This is a genomic window from Streptomyces sp. NPDC056161, assembly GCF_042268025.1.
Classification (GTDB): Bacteria; Actinomycetota; Actinomycetes; order Streptomycetales; family Streptomycetaceae; genus Streptomyces.
In genome coordinates, this window is the sequence record NZ_JBHJUV010000051.1 from 15,607 (window position 1) to 31,843 (window position 16,237).

Sequence of the window (16,237 nt, forward strand, 5' to 3'; positions counted from 1 at the left end):
GGAACCCCGCACGCCCACGCCGTCATGGCGCGTCGCGGGAGGAGTTCACCGGGCTTTGGCGCGTGGCCAGAGCATGCCGTTCGCGGTGTGGATGACCACCCAGCGTCCGGGTCTCGGAGTGCCGATGACCTTGACGTGTTCGATGGCCGACCCGTCCGGCGCGTCTGCGCCCTTGGCCCGCCGGGTGATGTCCTGGCCGTGGAAGGACTGGAGAAGTACCGCGAGCGCGGGCCACTCGGTCGCTTCCTCCTGGTGCGGGGCCCGGCCGAGTTCGTCCCTGGTCCGCAACGGCTCCAGGGATGTGCTTTCGTACCGCAGCCAGGCCCACGGCTTGTGCACAGTCGTCACGCTGAAGCCGTCGGCGACGTCCTCCGCCACCATCCCCGTTTCCATCACCATCGGGATGGCGTACAGCCCTGAGCTGCGCAGCATGCCGCGTATCCGGAGAAACCTCCAGGCGTTCCGGAGATACCAGAGCGCCAGGACGACCGAGACGACCATGGTCAGCGTGAGGGCTCCCCCGCCGACGCGTTCGTACCAGGCCAGGCCGTCCAGGGCGTTGTTCGCCAGCGTCTCGGGGATGAGCGCCACCGACCACAGCAGGCCCCGTCGGGCGGACGCTCTCAGACGCCGGTAGCCGCTGTCGGCCCGGTACTCCTCGGGGGTGGGGCTCTGCGCGCGCGGTGTGCCCGGCCAGCGCCCCTGGGCACTGGCCCGCCCGAAGGCGCGTACCTGCGGCTCCTGCCACTCCACGGTGCCCAGCTCGTCGGGCAGGGTGAACGATACGCCGCCGCCCGAGGTGTCGGCCCGCAGCTCCGCCTCCTTGCGGCCCGATGCCCGGGCGTGGATGTCACGCCAGGTGACGTCTGCGTACCGGTACAGCTCGGCGACCACGGGTGTGTGCTCGCCCGCCGCGGCGATGTCCTCGCGATGGGTGGTCAGGAGCGCGTTGCGCCAGGGGAGGCGGACGTACAGGACGCCGCTGAAGTCGGTGTAGGTGGCGAGCCGGTCCTGCCGTCCGTCGACGGTCGTGAAGACGGGCCGTACGTCGAGGAGGGCGGTGCCGTCGCCCGCGCCCGCCTGATCGCCCGCCTGATCGCCCGCGGCGTCCGCCGCCGGGCGCGGCGGACGCCGCGCGAGCGGAATGGCACCGACCCCGCCCTCCGTCTTCATGTGCGGAACCTGCCCGGAGGACCGCAGCCGGCCGTGGACGTACCGGTAGATGTCGTACGCCGTGACCAGGCCGTCCCGGCCCGGGGCGCCGGTTCTCAGCCCGGCGACCAGTTGCCGGGTGAAGGGGCTCGCCGTACCCGCCGTCTCGGCGTCGGCGGAGGTGTCCCCATGGCTGGAACTCGTCATCACGAACCGGCCGTGCCCCGCCAACTGGGCCGCCGGGTCCTGCCCCTTCACGGCGGCGGCACCGCTGAAACAGCAGTCCAGGATGACGACGATCGACCGTGCCGCGCATCCCTCGATCAGGCCGTCGACGAACTCAAGGCCCACCGCACGGGACTGGAGACGTCCGGCCGTGGTGTCGCGCGCGCACAGGCGCAGCCTGTTGCGGAGGTCCAGGAGACCGTGCCCGCTGTAGTAGAGGAAGAGTTGCTCGTGCGCGAGCGCGCTGTCGAAGAACTCCTCCAGTACGTCCCGGATGTGCTGGGCGTCCTCCTCCAGGACCGTCCGCACGGCATCGGCCCGGTGCAGGCCGGTGTCGGGGTCGGTAAGAGCCGCGGCCAGCAGGGGGACGTCCGTCGGCGGTCCCAGGAGGGTGCGCAGTAGGCCGGGGTCGCCGGGGAACTCGGAGTTCCCGATCAGTAGCGCGCGATAGGCCCTCCCCGGTTCAGCCACCCAGGACACCGTTCCGTCCGGCCTGCTCACCGATGACCGCGCCACCTGCGGACCCCGGAGCCCCAGCGGACCCCACGACCTCTGCGGACTCCCCGGAACCTGCGGATTCGGTGCGCTCGGCGGACTCGGCGGACTCGGCGGACTCGGCGGGCTCCATGCCCTCCCCCGCTGCCGCGCGCAGGCCGTGCTCCAGCGCGCCGCGGAGGACGTCGTTGTCGATGGAGGCACCCGTCACGGTGAACTCGCCACGACGGCCGTCCACGGTCCAGGTGAGACACACGCTCCGTCCCCGGTCACGCCTCAACCACGCGGCGAGCGCCGTCACGACGCCCGCGGCGATCCCGGGACCGGTGAGGTGAAGCACCGCCTCGGAGAGCGCCCCCTTGGCCCCCGGGATCGGCTCGGAGCGGCGCTCCACCGGTCCGGCCGCGTCGTCGAGCGCTCTGTACAGCAGCAGCACCTGACTCTGCCAGCGGTCGTCGTCCTCGTCGAAACGGTCGCTACGAGCCGCTAAGTGAACCTCCGGCATGATGTCGCCCTCCCCGTGTTCTGGTCCGGTCCCCTGCCGTTTGTACACGAGGCGCACGCGGCCCGACAGGTCCGGAGCACCGACTGCCGCGATGGCTGCGAGAACCGGCGGACGGACGGTGGGCGCCGCGGCGAGCCGGAACGTACGGCCGTCATCCGGCAGCCTGAGTGAGAACCGTACGGCCGAACGGTCCGCCGCTTGTGCTTCCTCCCGACCGGGAGCAGCGGTTCCAGCTTCGCCCACTGCGCATACGCCAGATCGTGCCTCCCCACAAAGCGGATCTCGACACATCAAGATCCACTTCTGAAACGCACCCTAGTACGCCAGCTCCCCGATCCCCCCATCAACTCGCAGCACCGTGCCCGCAGTGTAAGCGGACTCGTCCGAGGCGAGGTATACGGCCGCTTTCGCCAGCTCCGTGGCGGTTCCCAGGCGGTGGAGGGGTACGGTCTGCCGGAGTTCCTCATAGAGGGCGGCCTGGCGTTCGGGGCCGAGAGGGGCGAACGCGTTGGTGACGGTCGGGCCTGGGCTCAGTCCGTTGACGCGGATGCCCCGGTCCTTCAGCTCGTAGGTCAGGCCGCGCGTGTAGGAGAGCAGCCCCGCCTTGGCCGCGCCGTAGACCGTCGCGTTCTCGTGTCCTATGTACGCGGAGACCGAACCGACGAGGATGACCGAGGACTGCTGCGAGAAGAGCGGCAGCAGGTCCCTGATCAGGAAGAACGGCGACTTGAGATTGGTCGCGACGAGCCTGTCGAACGCCTCCTCGGTCCATGCGTCGAGCGGTAGGTGGGTGACGTCGGCGGCGTTGCTCATCAGGACGTCGAGCTTCGGCCACTCCGCCCGCAGCCGTGCCGCGAGTGCTGCCTGGCCCGGTACGTCGCCGGCGTCGCTGGCGATGGTCAGCAGAGGGCCTTCCAGTTGCCGGGCTGCCTCGTCCAGCCTTTCCCGGGAGCGGCCGGTGATGGCGACGGTCGCGCCTTCGGCGAGGAACTGGCGGGCCGTTTCCAGGCCGATGCCGCTCGTTCCTCCGGTGATCAGTGCGTGCTTGCCTGCAAGACGATTCACTGTTCTGATCTCCTCAGATCGCGGTCCGGCCGCCATCGGCGGCCACGATCGCTCCGGTTACGTAGCTTGCGCGGTCACCGGCGAGGAAGGCGACCACCTGAGCCACTTCGGCCGGGTCCGACGCGCGCTTGAGCGCGGTGGTCAGACCCATGCCGCCCATGTCCGGGCCCATCGTCGCGACCACCTTGGAGGAGCGCATCGGTCCTGGGGCCACGGCGTTGACCCGCACGTTCGACTCGGCGAACTCCGCCGCCCAGGTGCGGGTCAGTGATTCGAGCGCCGCCTTGGTGGCGCCGTAGACGGCCATGCCCGGCATGCCGAGGCCGGCCGCGGTGGAGCTGATGCTGCCGCCGCCGCCCGCGGCCATCAGCCCGCCGAACGCGCCGGACCCGGTGACGAGCGCCGTCTTGCCTGCGAATTCCATATCTTCGCCCTTCACGCCGGCTGTTGGCCGAGCGACTTCTGTGCGTTCGTTCAAGAAGTAACGCGACAGAAGCTATGACTTCTTGAACGTTGAGTCAAGAAGTCGTATTCTTGGTCGCGTGGCACGAACCGGACGCCCCCGCGAGTTCGACAAGGAACAGACGCTGGCGCGCGCACTCGAACTGTTCTGGTCGCGGGGATACGGGGCGACGTCGGTCCAAGACCTGGTCGACGCGCTGGCCGTCGAGCGCGGCAGCCTCTATGGAACGTTCGGTGACAAGCGCCGCTTCTACCTGGACGCCGTCAGGCTCTACTGGGAGGTGTACGAGCGGCACCTGACCACCGCGCTCGACACCGCCCCGCTCCTGCCGGCCCTGCGTGAGATCCTGACCCACCCGGCGCGGCTGGACGAACTGATCTCCGACGTGGGCGTGCCGCACGGCTGCCTGGTTGGCAACACCACCGCCGAACTCGTCCCCCAGGACAGTGAGGCCACGGAGGTCGTGACCCGCTCGTACCGCCGGTTCATCGAGATCGTCACCGACGCGCTCCGCCGTGCCCAGGCCGCCGGCGAGGTCACGGCCGACTCCTCCCCCGAGGCCCAGGCACAGCTCCTGCTCTACATCGTCCAGGGCCTGTCGCTTGTATCGAGGGCGGGTCTTGATCGGAGCGCGGCGCTGGCTGCGATCGACACGGCGGTGGACGGGCTGCGGGCGTGACCAGTCCCTATATCTAAGACGTCTAGCAATTGCCCGGGGGCGGGGCAGGGGCTGGTGGCATGTTGTGCACAGGCCGGTCCGGCAGTTCAGAACGTCTTGTAGGGCGTCGAGGGTCTGGTAAAGGGTGAGGCCGGTGTGTGAGCTATTGGGGCCAGCCGCTGTTCGGTGAGGAAGGTGTGGGAACTACGTCACCGTCCGCTTCGCCCGTAACGCACGCATGTACGAGCCGGGCGTCTTCATCGACCGCATCTCCCCGACACCGCTGCTGATGATCGTCGGTGAGCGGGACACCGTCGCCCTTACCGACATCGCGCGCTGCCTGCAATCGGGCGCTGGAACCGAAGCAGCCGGTGACGATACCCGGCGGACACTTCGCCCCGTACACCACCGAGTTCGCTCGGGCCTCGGCTGCGGCCACCGCCTTCTTCCGAAGCCACCGCGCGCCAAGCGGCGAGTAGTTCGCCGTGGCTGCGCTGGGCGGGAGGTCGACGGCCTCGCCGACGCCGAAGAACTAGGCTCGGACCTGCTTTGGCGATTGACGGCGCGAACGCCCGCGTAGTCGTCAGCGGTGACCGCGACGTCGAGCGCGGCACCAGATCGGCCGCGGCCCGGCTCGACGTGGCCACCCGGCCGCACCACTTCCCCACCCGGCACCAGCACACCAGAAGACGACGAGAACACGGAGCACTGAATGCGACCGCACCAGCACGCGAGGACCGACCATGACCGGTCCAAGACGAAGATGTCCGCCCGCACGGCCGGCAGGGAGGGACAGGCATGAGCAACCGCGCCCCTCAGCACCCTGTCTTCGATGCCCACCTGCACATCATTGACCCACGGTTCCCGCTGATCGAGAACGATGGCTACCGGCCCGCCGCGTTCTCCGTCGACCAGTACCGCGAGCGTGTCACCGGCCTCGGCATCCGCGGCGGAGCGGTGGTCTCGGGCTCTTTCCAGGGCTTCGACCAGAGCTATCTGCGAGACGCCCTGGCCCGGCTTGGCCCCACCTACGCCGGGGTCACGCAGGTGCCGGCCACCGTCACGGACGAGGAGATCACCGAACTCGATGCCGCAGGGGTGAGGGCTGTCCGTTTCAACGTGCGCCGCGGCGGATCGGCCACCCTGGACGAACTGGACCGTCTCGCGCGCCGTGTCCACGACGTGGCCGGGTGGCACATCGAGCTCTATATCGACGCACGGACTCTTCCCGACCTGGCGAGCACCCTGGCGGCGCTGCCCGCGGTCAGCATCGATCACCTCGGCCTGCACCGCGACGGACTCCGGAACCTGCTGCGGCTGGTGGAGAAAGGCGTGAAAGTCAAGGCCACGGGGTTCGGGCGCGTCGACCTCGACCCTGCCGAAGTCATGACCGCCATCGTGAAGACCAACCCCGCCGCGCTGATGGTCGGCACCGACCTGCCCTCTACCCGCGCTCGCCGTCCCTTCGTGGACGAGGACTTCAACCTCGTCGCCGAGACTGTCGGCGAGGAACACCTCGACGCCGTGCTCTGGGGCAACGCCGCTGCTTTCTACCGGCTCTCCACCGGTCCCGAGGGAGCTGACGCCGCGGCGGACAGCTGACGCAATCCGGCCGCCAGACCGGCCACACCGGCCCGGGAGCCGGGCGGGTCACCATCCAGGCCAAAGGCCAGGATGGTGAGGCATCAACATGCTGGGGCCGAGCGTGAATCAGGGGCGCCCGAAGCGCCGTACCGGTGCTGATTCCGGAGTACACCCGAGGAAAGCGCCCGGGGCCGGAGATCCTGCCGCTGCCCTGAGGGCGGTCGCGACGTCCGTCCTCTCGACGACGGGCCGATGGCGGTGTCGCGTACCTTCCGCGTGCGGCTCCGTCGGCGCGCTGCGCTGTCCCCTGTCCCGATCTCGCCAACGCCGTGCCGCACTACCTGCTCAACGACCGACTCGTCTGGTCACCGATCGTGCGGCTTCTCGTGGCTATCGGCCGGTCGGGCCGAGGATTCCTTTCACGAGCCGACGCGCGTACGCGGCGTCGAGTCCGTCCGGGCGAAAGAGGATGCGGTACATCAGGGGAGCGACGACGTGATCCATGACCGTCTCGACGCCGGGCGTCTCCTCCCCGCGTTCGGTTGCGCGGGTGAGGATGACGTCGATCTGTTCGGCGGCGTAGGCGGAGCACTGCCCGGCGTTGCCGCCGTCGGGGTCGCCGAGCAGGGCGTCGCGGATGTAGGCGCGGCCGGCGGAGGAGGACATCTCGTCGAGGAACTGCTCGGCCCAGGCCGTCAGGTCGGGTGGCAGGGCACCGTGGTCCCCGGGCGCGGTCTCGGGCCGCAGACGTTCGACCGCTACGTCCGACAGCAGCTCCTGCAGATCACCCCAGCGGCGGTAGACCGTCGATGGTGTCACGCCCGCACGTAGGGCGATCATCGGTACCGTCAGCGCGTCCCGGCCGACCTCCGAGGCGAGTTCGCGTACGGCGGCGTGCACCGATGCCTGGACCCGGGCGCTTCGCCCGCCGGGGCGTACCATCTGCCTGCTCATGGCACCCAGCTTAAAGCAAAATCATTGCGTCTGGTGATCCGTACACCATGGTGTGCCCAACGGGGCACCACCCGACGGCCTTCTCTTCGCGCGGCGTCCACTTCAGCGTCGCTTCGGTACACGCTCGCAAGGACGAGACCTCCATGACGCTGCCCCGTTCTGTCCCCTCGGCCCCGAAGACGCCGCGAGCCAGTGCCCGACGGCTGCGTCAGAGCCGTCGGGCGTCGACCCTGCCGCAGTGATGCGGCCGGGTCCCGTAATTCGTTCACGTCGCGTGCGCGAGGCCGCGGGCCGGCTGGGTCTGCTCGTAGGCGTGGCCGACCCGTAGGAGGACGTTCTCCTCAAGCGGTCGCCCGAGGAGTTGCATGCCGATCGGCCGGCCTCCAGGGGGATGCGGACGTCGTCCTGGTAGAGCTCGGGGACCGCGCGCAGGGTGCCCTGATGGTAGGCGGTGGCCTCGGCCACCATCAGGCCCCACTGGGTGGCTTGGATGTAGCGCGTCATCGGGATCTCGACCTCTGCGAGGTGTGCGCCGAGGGCTGGAGCTGGTCGATGGGTCTGCGCGCGGTGGTCGGCCCTGACCGGGAGCTGGCCGATGTGGCTGTGCCGGCGACATCTATCAGGTCCTTCAGGCCCATGGGGATGCCGTGCAACGGGCCGCGGTAGTGATCGTTCGCGATGTCGTGTTCGGCTTCACGCGCGGCCCGGTGGGTGCGCTCGGCGGTGACGGTGACGTAGGCCTGAAGATGCGGCTCCACCTGAGTGATGCGCTGAAGCACGGAGTCCGCCAGCTCGACGGGGGACAGCTGCCGTTCCCGGATCGCGTCGGCGGCTGCGGTCAGGGTCAGTTCATACGGCTGCATCGTGCTTGTCCTGTCCGGCGCGGTAGGCGGGGGCGGGCGAGGTGTCGCCGAAGTCCAGCTCCCGCAGGACCGCGACGACGGAGTGGATGTGATGGGCGACGGCCGCGACCGCGGCGTGGCGGTCGGCAGGCAGTTGAAGCCCGGCGCGGGCGGCCCAGCGGGCCGCCTCCGGCGGGGTGAGTTCTGCGGCGGACATGTGGGCTTCTCTCCTCGAACGGAAGCGGCGAGGTGCACCCACCAGCCTCAAAAGCTAAAGGTTTGCGTTAGCGCACTGCAAGGGCTACGGTGAATTAAAGCAAACCCGTAGCGTTTAGCGCATGAGGAGCCCCATGCCCGCCGTCACACCACGAGCACCCGCGCAGTGCTCCTCCCAAGCAGTCCGCGCCTCCACGTCCGACCGCGCGGCGCCCTTCGTCCTGCACGCCTCTGTCCTGGCCGCCCTCCTCGCGGCATCCAGTGCACCCACACCGCTCTACGCCCACTACCAGGACGCCTGGCATCTGAACGCGCTCACCATCACCGTGGTCTTCAGCGCCTACTCCCTGACGCTGCTGCTGGCCCTGCTCACCACCGGAGCGCTCTCCGACCACCTGGGGCGACGCCCGGTCCTGGTGGGCGCCCTGCTGATGGAGGCCGCCGCCATGGTGCTGCTGGCCTCGGCGGGCGGCGCCGGTGTGCTGATCGCCGCCCGGGTCCTTCAGGGTGCGGCCACCGGCGCGGCCACCAGCGCCGCGGGCGCGGCCCTCCTCGACCTGGCCGACCCCCGGCGGCCAGACCGAGCCGCCCTGACGAACACCATCGCCCCGGTGGCGGGCATGGCCGCGGGCGTCCTGACCGCCACCCTATTCGTCCGCTTCGCACCCGCCCCCACGGTCACCGTCTACGTCGTGCTCGCGGTCCTCTTCGCAGCCCAGGCGGCCGCGGTCACGTTCACCACGGAGACGGCGCACCCGCACCCCGGCGGCCTGCGCTCCCTGCGCCCTCAACTCGCCGTGCCACCATCGGCACGCCGCGCCCTGCTGGCGGCCGGCACCGGCGTCGTCGCCATCTGGGCCCTGGGCGGCTTCTACTCCTCCCTCGGGCCGGCGCTCGTACGCCTCGTGGCCCCCGGCGCCCCGCAAGCAGCCGGCGGAATGGTCTTCTTCACGCTCACCGCCGCGGCCGCGCTCACCGTGTGGACTCTGCGGCGCACAGCGCCGCACGCTGCCGCCGGCGGCGGCAGCCTGGCCGTCGTCCCCGCCACGGCCTTGACGCTGAGCGGTCTGCACGGAGCCGGCCTGCCTGCTGTCTACGGCGGCGCGGCCCTGGCCGGGATCGCCTTCGGCGCCGTCTCCCAAGGGGCGCTGCGCATGACACTCGCCTCACTCGACGCGCAGGACCGTGCCGCGACCTTGGCCGCCTACTACGTCCTCAGCTACCTCTCCATGAGTCTGCCCGCCATCGCCGCGGGCGCCGCCACCCAGCACTACGGGCTGCGCACCGCAGCCCACGCCTATGCCGTCGCCACCGCGCTGCTCGCCGTCGCGGCCCTGCCGGCACTCGCCGCGTCGCGGCGCCGGGCAGCCCACAGTGCACACCATGACCTTCCGTAACGGGACCCGAGGGAACGACTGATCATGAACACCGCACCGGCCACCGACCCGACCGCCGCCCCTTCCTGGACCGTGGGCGACGTCACCGTCCACCGCATCGACGAGGTTCCGCTCCCGCCCGCGACCGGAGCGTGGCTGCTGCCCGACGCGACCCCGGACCTCGTCACCCGGCAGGACTGGCTGCGCCCCCAATTCGCCGACGACTCCGGCATCCTGCACCTCGACAGCCACAGCTTCGCCTTCACCCTCGACGGACTGCGCGTCCTGGTGGACACCGGCATCGGCAACGGCAAGCAGCGCGCCAACCCCGCCTGGCACGACCTGGACACCGACTACCTCCAGCGCCTCACCGCCGCCGGATTCCCCCCGGACGAGGTCGACCTGGTCATCCTCACCCACCTGCACGCCGACCACGCCGGCTGGAACACACAGAAGGTGGAGGGCGAATGGGTTCCCACCTTCCCCCGGGCCCGCTACCTCACCTCCCGCACTGAGAGGGAGTTCTGGGCCGGGTACGACATGGAGGAGGCGCGCGAGCAGATGTTCCGGGACTCCGTGATACCGGTCGAGGAGGCGGGGCTGCTCGATCTCCTCGACGTCCCCGCCGCAGGCGTCGACCTCGCCCCGGGCCTGCGCCTGCTCCCCACACCCGGCCACACTCCGGGCCACGTCGCCGTCGTGCTGACCAGCGGCGGCCGGAGAGCTCTGATCACCGGCGACTGCATCCACCACCCCGTTCAGCTCGCCCACCCCGCCATCGGTGCATGCGTCGACATCGACCCGCAGCAGTCCGAGGCCTCGCGCCGCACACTGCTCGGCTCACTCGCCGACACGGACACTCTCGTCCTGGGCACCCACTTCGCACCGCCCACAGCCGGCCATGTCCTCACCCATCAGGGCACCTACCGGCTCGCGCCCGTCCCCGCGGACGCGCACTGACTGCCCGAGCCGTGCCAGGACAGACACCGGTGGCCCGCTGAACTCCTCGATCAGACGCCGGTCCAGGTAGTCGCCCTCATACCCCCGGTCGCGGCCTCGCCCACGTGGCCGACCGCATACCGCCCAGCGGTGACACGGGCCGGAGGAACAATGCGGTCCGCCGGCCCCACTACCCTGCACCCCCCGGCTGAGGCCCATCGAAGCTGGGAGTCCAGGCCGAAGCCGGTCAGGGGGTGGAGGAGGCGGTCGTCCCGGCGGTGATCGCGACGATCGCCTCGGTGACGTTGTAGGTGATGGTGGCCGCGACCAGCATCGCTTGGCGAGGACATCGAGGCGGGGCGGGGCCGGGTGGCTTTGGTCACGAGAACCGACAGTGTCCGGCTCGGCGTCAGGCAGGTTCAGCGGGCGAAGAGCGTGCTGGCGAGGATCACGTGGGTGGCGGTGCCGCCGAGGATGCTCAGCAGCGCGTTGCGGCGCCACAGGTGCAGGCCGATGGTGACGGCCAGGGCCGCGAGCGGCGCTGTGGCGCGGGCCTCGGTCACCGGCAGGTCGCGGAGGCAGTAGACGACCAGGATCACCATGACGCCGGCGGGCATCCGGGTGCTGAGGTACTGGACGGTGCCGCTTTCGCGCAGAGGCGTGAGGGCGGCGAAGGGCAGGGCGCGCAGGGCCCAGGTGACGGCGGCGGCGACGAGGACGGCGGCGATGGTGTAGCTGGTGTCAGGCATGGCGGGACTTTCGGGACGCAGTGAGGTGGCGGGCCAGGAGGGCCGCGGTGAACAGGGCGAAGGCGGTCAAGAGCACCTGGCCGGGGAAAAGGAGCCGAGCAGCCAGGGCGCTGAGCAAAGCCAGGACGGGGGTGGGTATGTCGCCTCGCAGGTCCCGGACGGCGTCGAGGGCGAGGACGGTGAACAGGGCGGTCAGAGCGAAGTCCAGGCCGGTGACGCTGTCGGGGACGAGGGAGCCGAGAAGCGCTCCGGCGGTGGAGCTGCCGGCCCAGTACAGGTGCAGGTGGAACTGCAGCCACAGGACGCGGCGGCTGGACCAGGTGCGGGCCTGCTCGCCGGTGGTCAGCGCGTATGCCTCGTCGCACATCGCGTAGGTGCTGTACGCCTTGCCGAGACGGCCGCGTACGCGGTGCAGGGGGAAGGACAGCGTGTAGAAGACATGCCGGACGTTCACCAGGAGCGCGGAGACCGCGATGGCCGCGAGCGGGGCGGAGGCGGTGACCATGCCGATGAGCAGGAACTCGAACGAGCCGCCGAAGACGAGCGCCGCGGACAGCCCCGCCCACCACCAGTCCAGGCCCGACTGCGTCACCAGCGTGCCGTAGGCGAGCCCGAGCGGGAGGAATCCCAGGCCCACCCCGGCGGAGTCCTTCAACGCCGCGCGCGCCTCGGAACGTGTCGTGGGCGATGGGGCGGCCGCGGGCCGAGGCCGATCCTCGGTGACGGCGGGGGTCATGTCCATGCGTGAAATTTTAGGAGGAATTGCGTCTCATATGGTTGCCACTTTTCAGCATATGATCAAGCAATGGGCAATGAAATTACTCTGGATTCCATTGATCGTGACATTCTGTTTCATCTGAGTCAGAACGGGAGGCTGACCAACGTCGATCTGGCCAAGCGGGTTGGTCTGACCCCGCCGCCCTGTCTGCGCCGGGTCAAACGGCTGGAAGAGGCCGGGGTCATCACCGGGTACCGGGCCGTCATCAACCCCCAGGCCCTGGGCCGTGGCCTGGAGGTCCTCATCGACGTCGAGATCTACGCCCAGGACCGCAAGAGCTTCCAGGAGTTCGAGGACACCGTGGTCTCCTACGAGGAAGTCATCGAGTTCCGCCGCATGTACGGGCGCCCCGACTACTTCATCCGCGTCGCGGTCGCCGACCACGCCGCCTATGAAGCCTTCATCACCGGAAAGCTCAGCGGCCTGCCCGCCGTACTTCGCCTCGAATCTCACCTGACCATGAAGGAGATCACGACCAGTAGAACGACCTGAAACCCACAGCCCGCCAGAGTCCGGGAACGCGCCCCACCTCGGCAAGTGGGCGCTGGTGCTGTCCCAGCTCATGAACATTTCTTGGGGGTCAGTGGCTGAGGTGGATGGGGAAGCGCAGGCGGCAGATGCCGGCGTCGGTGTGGCGGCGGATGGCGCGGTCGAGGACGGCACCGCGCTGGTTCTGCAGCAGTCGCTGCCAGGGCCCGGGCGGCGGTCAGGAGCGCGCCCAGTCCGTTGACGGCCGCGCGCCGGTACCAGCCCGGACTCCGGTCGAGGTGTCAGTGCCGGACCATGCCGGCCTGGGAGAGGGTGAAGCCGATGAACATGCCGATGGCGAAGACCGGTACCGGTTTCTGCGTGTCGCCCTCGGCCACGACCAGAAGGACCAAGGCGGCGACGGCCAGCACGATGACGCCGTAGCGGTAGACCTTCCGGTCGGCGCGCAGCCCGAAGATGTGCGGCAGACGGTTGTCGCGCGCCAGCACGGAGGCCAGGACCGGCATGCCGCCGAAGGAGGTGTCGGCCGCGACCGCGAGCAGCACCATGGTGGCGAACTGCACCACGTAGAAGCCCGCGTTGTGGCCCAGGGACGCCTCGGTCAGCTGTGCCAGTACGGTCTTGGTGCTGTTCGGGCCGACGTGAAACGTGCCGATGAGCGGCGACAGCCCGATGAGCATGGCCCCGAGCAGCGCGCCGAGAGCGCCCACGGTGCGCTGGACTCGCTGGACTCGCGGAGTGCGGAGGGTGGGGACGGCGTTGGCGATGGCCTCCACACCGGTCAGGGCCGAGCAGCCCGAGGCGAACGCGTGCAGCAGTAGGGCGCCGACAGTGGAGGCGCGGAGGCCGTCTGATGGGTGGGCGGCACGGTCGGTGTCGGACGCACCAGGCCGGCCACGACAACGGCCGCGATCGCCATGATGAACACGGCCGTGGGAGCGATCATCACCTTGGCGGACCCGGCGACGCCGTAGAGGTCGACCGCCGTGATCAGACCCAGACGATCACGCACAGCGGCACCCGGGCACGTACAGGGCGGGGAAGGAAGAGGTGAGCGCGGCCACGCCGGCGGAGACCGGCACCGCCACGTTCAACAGGTAGTCGATGATCAGCGAGGGCGCGGCGACCAGGCTGAGCCGCTGGCCCAGATGGCGCCCCGCGACCGCGTACGCAAGGCCCCGTTCGGGAACGCGGCGATCACCTGCCGGTAGGAGAACGTCAGTGCCGCCAGCAGCACCACGATCGCCAGCGTGACCGGCAGTGTGAAACCCAGGCCCTGGCCGCCGGCCACCGCCAGCACCACCACGATCGCCTCCGGCCCGTAGGCGACGAGGCGAGCGCGTCCAGAGACAGGGCGGCCAGCCCCTGCGGCACAGTCAGCCGGTCCCGCTCCCGCCGTCTCCCGTGTTGTTCCAGGTCGAGCTGGCCTTTCAGAGCAGAGCATCGCCTGCATGACCGCGAGGCACAGCAACTCCGAGTGACTGAGCTTCGGCGGCCGACCACCTGCGGATGCGCTGGAGGGAGGAGTGCTCAGGCGGGCTGGCGGGAGAGCTCGGCCAGCAGGGCGCGGGTCTCGGCGACGACACGGGCGCTGAACGCAGCGTCGCGGACCTGGTCGGAGCCGAGCATCGGCTTGCCGTTCTCGTCGTAGTACACGCCGGTGGCGCCTGAGGCGTCGGTCAGGACACCGGTGATCATCCGGGCGGCGCGCTTGGGGGTGCTCCAGTACTTGATGAACGGCGCCAGCGGCTGGGCCACGTACTTCGCCGCGAACCGCGTGACGGCCCCGGCGTCCCGGGCCAGGCCGGTGCCCGGGTTGAGGCCCGGTTCGACCGCGTTGAAGCGCAGCCGGGGCATCTCGCGGGCGAATGCCAGCACGGTGGCCAGGTTGCACTGTTTGGAGGTGGCGTACGCGTCCAGGCCGGGGCGGGTCGCTCCGCCGGGTTGCCATTCACCCCTCAGGCACGCCTCGGCCGAGATGTAGCGTCCCCCGCGGAAGCCGGCCATGGTCGCGGGTTTGCGTTTGGGGTCCTCGACGGCCGAGCAGGTGAAGACCACGTTTACGCCGTCGGGCAGGTGCGGGATGAGGGCTTCCGTGAGGGCGAAGGGGCCAAGGTGGTTGGTGGTGAAGGCCAGGTCCCAGCCCTGCGCGGTGGATGCGGGGCCCATCGGTGAGATGCCTGCGTTGTTCAGCAGGCCGGCAACCGGAAGGTCGAGCGTGGCGATCTGGGCGGCGGCGCGCCGCACACTCGCCAGATCGGAGAAGTCGCAGACGACTGTGACCGCATGGCCCTGGGGGAGGGCGTTTATCTCGGCTTCGACCTCCCTGAGCTTGTCCGGGCTGCGGCCGACCAGCACGACGGTGCCGTGCTGGGCGAGTTCGAGCGCGGTGCGGTGGCCGATGCCGGAGGTCGGCCCGGTGACGATCCACGCCTTGGCGGCGGGGCTGGTGCTGTTCATGGTGTCGGTTTCCTTGTCGTGAGGGGTTGCCTGATCAGGCCGTATCCGTGGCGCCGGAGCCGGTCAGGATCTGCCACATGGCGTCGAAGGTGACCTGGCTGCGGGCTTCGGCCGAGTCGGGCTCGCGGATCATCGCGTCGATCGTCGCCTCCGCTATCGCGTTGATGAGAGGCAGCAGGAAGCCCAGCGGCACGTCCTTGCGCGGCCCGTCGGCGCGGCACTGCTCCAGCAAATGCGCGATGCCGGCCATGGCCGCGTGTGCCGCTTGATGGCTCTCGGCGGTGATGTCGTCCGCCACCTGAAGCTGGGCCAGCGCCCGCCGCTTGTGCGGGTGGGCTGTCGCCCAGCGTGCCCACTGCGTCCACATGTGGCGCAGTTGCTCGCGGGGATCACTTTCGGTCGGCAGTCCAGCGACTGCCGTCTGTCCCATCTCGGTCTTCAGCGCTACATAGAGCTCGTTCAGCAGTGCTGTTTTCGTATCGAAGTAGACGAACAGCGAGCCGTTGGAGACACCGGCCTCCTTGGCCATCACTGCCGTCGACGCACCAAGGCCCTGGGATGCGATGACCCGGGTCGCCGCCGACAGGATCGTGTTTCGTCGTTCTTCACTGCGCGGTCTGGCCATGCCCTCCACCCTATAAGAGAGTGACTACTCACTCAAGTTTCCGAGCGGAGCACCCGTCGGTCAGGCCGGAGACGGCTGGCTGGGTCGTCAGCTGTCGGCGCGCAGGTGGATGTGCGGGGTGTCCTGGCCCAGGAGCGCGGTTACCTCCCGTGCTTCGGCGCAGACGGCTTTCTGCTGGCTGCTTGCGGTCCTCTCCCTACTGCAGACCCGCCGCGACTGGCCCGGCGAGGACCTCGCCGAGCGCCTCGACACCACCACCCGGGCTGTGTATCGCGACGCCGGTCGGCTGCGCGCGCTCGACTACCCGATCCTGACCGTCAGGGAACCTGCAAGCGGCTACTGCCTGCAACCCGGTACACAGCTGCCGCCTCTGTTGTTCGACGACGGCCAGGTCGCCCCGCAGACCGCGGCCGTCGGCACCACCGCCCTGCAGACAGCGGCCGCCGGCACCACCGCCCCCGAGGGCGCCGCCTATGCCTTCATCGGGAGTTCACTTGCCTTCCCCCGTCCGGTCTTCCCCTTGCCGGGAACTTCCGGATGGAACGGAAGTCCTTGGGATTTCCCCCGAGCATCGCACCACGCCGTTACCGACATTGATGGGGCTCCGACCTGTAGCGACGGTGGTTGCCGTCGGATCCGGTGGTGCTCCTCGTGTTGATCGC

Annotated in this window: 17 protein-coding genes and 1 pseudogene; 6 read left to right on the top strand and 12 right to left on the bottom strand. The window is 69.8% G+C overall.

The window, feature by feature from the left end; translation table 11 throughout:
- Positions 1 to 45 precede the first annotated feature (45 nt).
- From ACFC09_RS35075 to ACFC09_RS35090, 4 genes are all read right to left on the bottom strand, one after another.
- Positions 46 to 1,848, bottom strand: a complete 1,803-nt coding sequence (locus tag ACFC09_RS35075; RefSeq protein WP_376535126.1) for a caspase domain-containing protein — start codon at positions 1,846 to 1,848, stop codon at positions 46 to 48.
- Complete coding sequence (locus tag ACFC09_RS35080) at positions 1,841 to 2,377, bottom strand: hypothetical protein (protein ID WP_376535128.1); 537 nt, start codon at positions 2,375 to 2,377, stop codon at positions 1,841 to 1,843. Before ACFC09_RS35080 ends, ACFC09_RS35075 begins: the two co-directional genes overlap by 8 nt.
- Positions 2,378 to 2,692: 315 nt before the next feature.
- Positions 2,693 to 3,442: an SDR family oxidoreductase gene (locus ACFC09_RS35085; protein ID WP_376535130.1), complete on the bottom strand. Its 750-nt coding sequence runs from the start codon at positions 3,440 to 3,442 to the stop codon at positions 2,693 to 2,695.
- 13 nt (positions 3,443 to 3,455) lie between these two features.
- Positions 3,456 to 3,866 carry an SDR family oxidoreductase gene (locus ACFC09_RS35090; RefSeq protein WP_376535132.1) on the bottom strand — a complete coding sequence of 137 codons (411 nt, stop codon included), beginning with the start codon at positions 3,864 to 3,866 and terminating at the stop codon, positions 3,456 to 3,458.
- 118 nt (positions 3,867 to 3,984) lie between these two features.
- Here ACFC09_RS35090 and ACFC09_RS35095 point away from each other — a divergent pair, with 118 nt between their 5' ends.
- Both ACFC09_RS35095 and ACFC09_RS35100 read left to right on the top strand, forming a co-directional pair.
- A complete protein-coding gene (locus ACFC09_RS35095; RefSeq protein WP_376535134.1) occupies positions 3,985 to 4,584 on the top strand; it encodes a TetR/AcrR family transcriptional regulator in 600 nt (199 codons plus the stop codon).
- A 777-nt stretch (positions 4,585 to 5,361) separates the two neighbouring features.
- Positions 5,362 to 6,165 carry an amidohydrolase family protein gene (locus ACFC09_RS35100; RefSeq protein ID WP_376535136.1) on the top strand — a complete coding sequence of 268 codons (804 nt, stop codon included), beginning with the start codon at positions 5,362 to 5,364 and terminating at the stop codon, positions 6,163 to 6,165.
- Between the two features lie 372 nt (positions 6,166 to 6,537).
- Here the strand turns inward: ACFC09_RS35100 and ACFC09_RS35105 are convergent, their stop codons facing one another.
- The 3 genes from ACFC09_RS35105 to ACFC09_RS35115 all read right to left on the bottom strand — a co-directional run bounded on the left by ACFC09_RS35105 (position 6,538) and on the right by ACFC09_RS35115 (position 8,160).
- Entirely contained in the window at positions 6,538 to 7,101 is a 564-nt protein-coding gene (locus ACFC09_RS35105; RefSeq protein WP_376535138.1) for a TetR/AcrR family transcriptional regulator, read from the bottom strand.
- A 500-nt stretch (positions 7,102 to 7,601) separates the two neighbouring features.
- Complete coding sequence (locus ACFC09_RS35110; protein ID WP_376535140.1) at positions 7,602 to 7,964, bottom strand: amidase family protein; 363 nt, start codon at positions 7,962 to 7,964, stop codon at positions 7,602 to 7,604.
- Positions 7,951 to 8,160, bottom strand: a complete 210-nt coding sequence (locus ACFC09_RS35115; RefSeq protein WP_376535142.1) for a hypothetical protein — start codon at positions 8,158 to 8,160, stop codon at positions 7,951 to 7,953. Before ACFC09_RS35115 ends, ACFC09_RS35110 begins: the two co-directional genes overlap by 14 nt.
- Before the next feature lie 121 nt (positions 8,161 to 8,281).
- Between ACFC09_RS35115 and ACFC09_RS35120 the strand changes: the two genes are divergently transcribed.
- Positions 8,282 to 9,556: an MFS transporter gene (locus tag ACFC09_RS35120; protein WP_376535144.1), complete on the top strand. Its 1,275-nt coding sequence runs from the start codon at positions 8,282 to 8,284 to the stop codon at positions 9,554 to 9,556.
- A gap of 24 nt (positions 9,557 to 9,580) precedes the next feature.
- A complete protein-coding gene (locus ACFC09_RS35125; protein ID WP_376535146.1) occupies positions 9,581 to 10,495 on the top strand; it encodes an MBL fold metallo-hydrolase in 915 nt (304 codons plus the stop codon).
- A gap of 398 nt (positions 10,496 to 10,893) precedes the next feature.
- Here the strand turns inward: ACFC09_RS35125 and ACFC09_RS35130 are convergent, their stop codons facing one another.
- The gene (locus ACFC09_RS35130) at positions 10,894 to 11,223 is read right to left on the bottom strand and encodes a branched-chain amino acid transporter permease (protein WP_376535148.1); all 330 of its coding nucleotides are present in this window, start codon (positions 11,221 to 11,223) and stop codon (positions 10,894 to 10,896) included.
- Complete coding sequence (locus ACFC09_RS35135) at positions 11,216 to 11,959, bottom strand: AzlC family ABC transporter permease (RefSeq protein ID WP_376535208.1); 744 nt, start codon at positions 11,957 to 11,959, stop codon at positions 11,216 to 11,218. The genes ACFC09_RS35130 and ACFC09_RS35135 overlap by 8 nt, the downstream gene beginning before the upstream one ends.
- 69 nt (positions 11,960 to 12,028) lie before the next feature.
- On the opposite strand from ACFC09_RS35135, the gene ACFC09_RS35140 reads away from it, so the two are divergent.
- The gene (locus ACFC09_RS35140) at positions 12,029 to 12,493 is read left to right on the top strand and encodes an Lrp/AsnC family transcriptional regulator (RefSeq protein ID WP_376535150.1); all 465 of its coding nucleotides are present in this window, start codon (positions 12,029 to 12,031) and stop codon (positions 12,491 to 12,493) included.
- 179 nt (positions 12,494 to 12,672) lie between these two features.
- Here the strand turns inward: ACFC09_RS35140 and ACFC09_RS35145 are convergent.
- The 3 genes and pseudogenes from ACFC09_RS35145 to ACFC09_RS35155 all read right to left on the bottom strand — a co-directional run.
- Positions 12,673 to 13,924 (bottom strand): annotated as a pseudogene (locus tag ACFC09_RS35145) (APC family permease); the annotation flags it as partial.
- Positions 13,925 to 14,020: 96 nt separating this feature from the next.
- Complete coding sequence (locus tag ACFC09_RS35150) at positions 14,021 to 14,950, bottom strand: SDR family NAD(P)-dependent oxidoreductase (RefSeq protein WP_376535152.1); 930 nt, start codon at positions 14,948 to 14,950, stop codon at positions 14,021 to 14,023.
- A 34-nt stretch (positions 14,951 to 14,984) separates the two neighbouring features.
- Positions 14,985 to 15,575: a TetR/AcrR family transcriptional regulator gene (locus tag ACFC09_RS35155; RefSeq protein WP_376535154.1), complete on the bottom strand. Its 591-nt coding sequence runs from the start codon at positions 15,573 to 15,575 to the stop codon at positions 14,985 to 14,987.
- Between the two features lie 109 nt (positions 15,576 to 15,684).
- Between ACFC09_RS35155 and ACFC09_RS35160 the strand changes: the two genes are divergently transcribed.
- Complete coding sequence (locus tag ACFC09_RS35160; protein ID WP_376535156.1) at positions 15,685 to 16,233, top strand: helix-turn-helix transcriptional regulator; 549 nt, start codon at positions 15,685 to 15,687, stop codon at positions 16,231 to 16,233.
- The last annotated feature ends 4 nt before the right edge of the window (positions 16,234 to 16,237 follow it).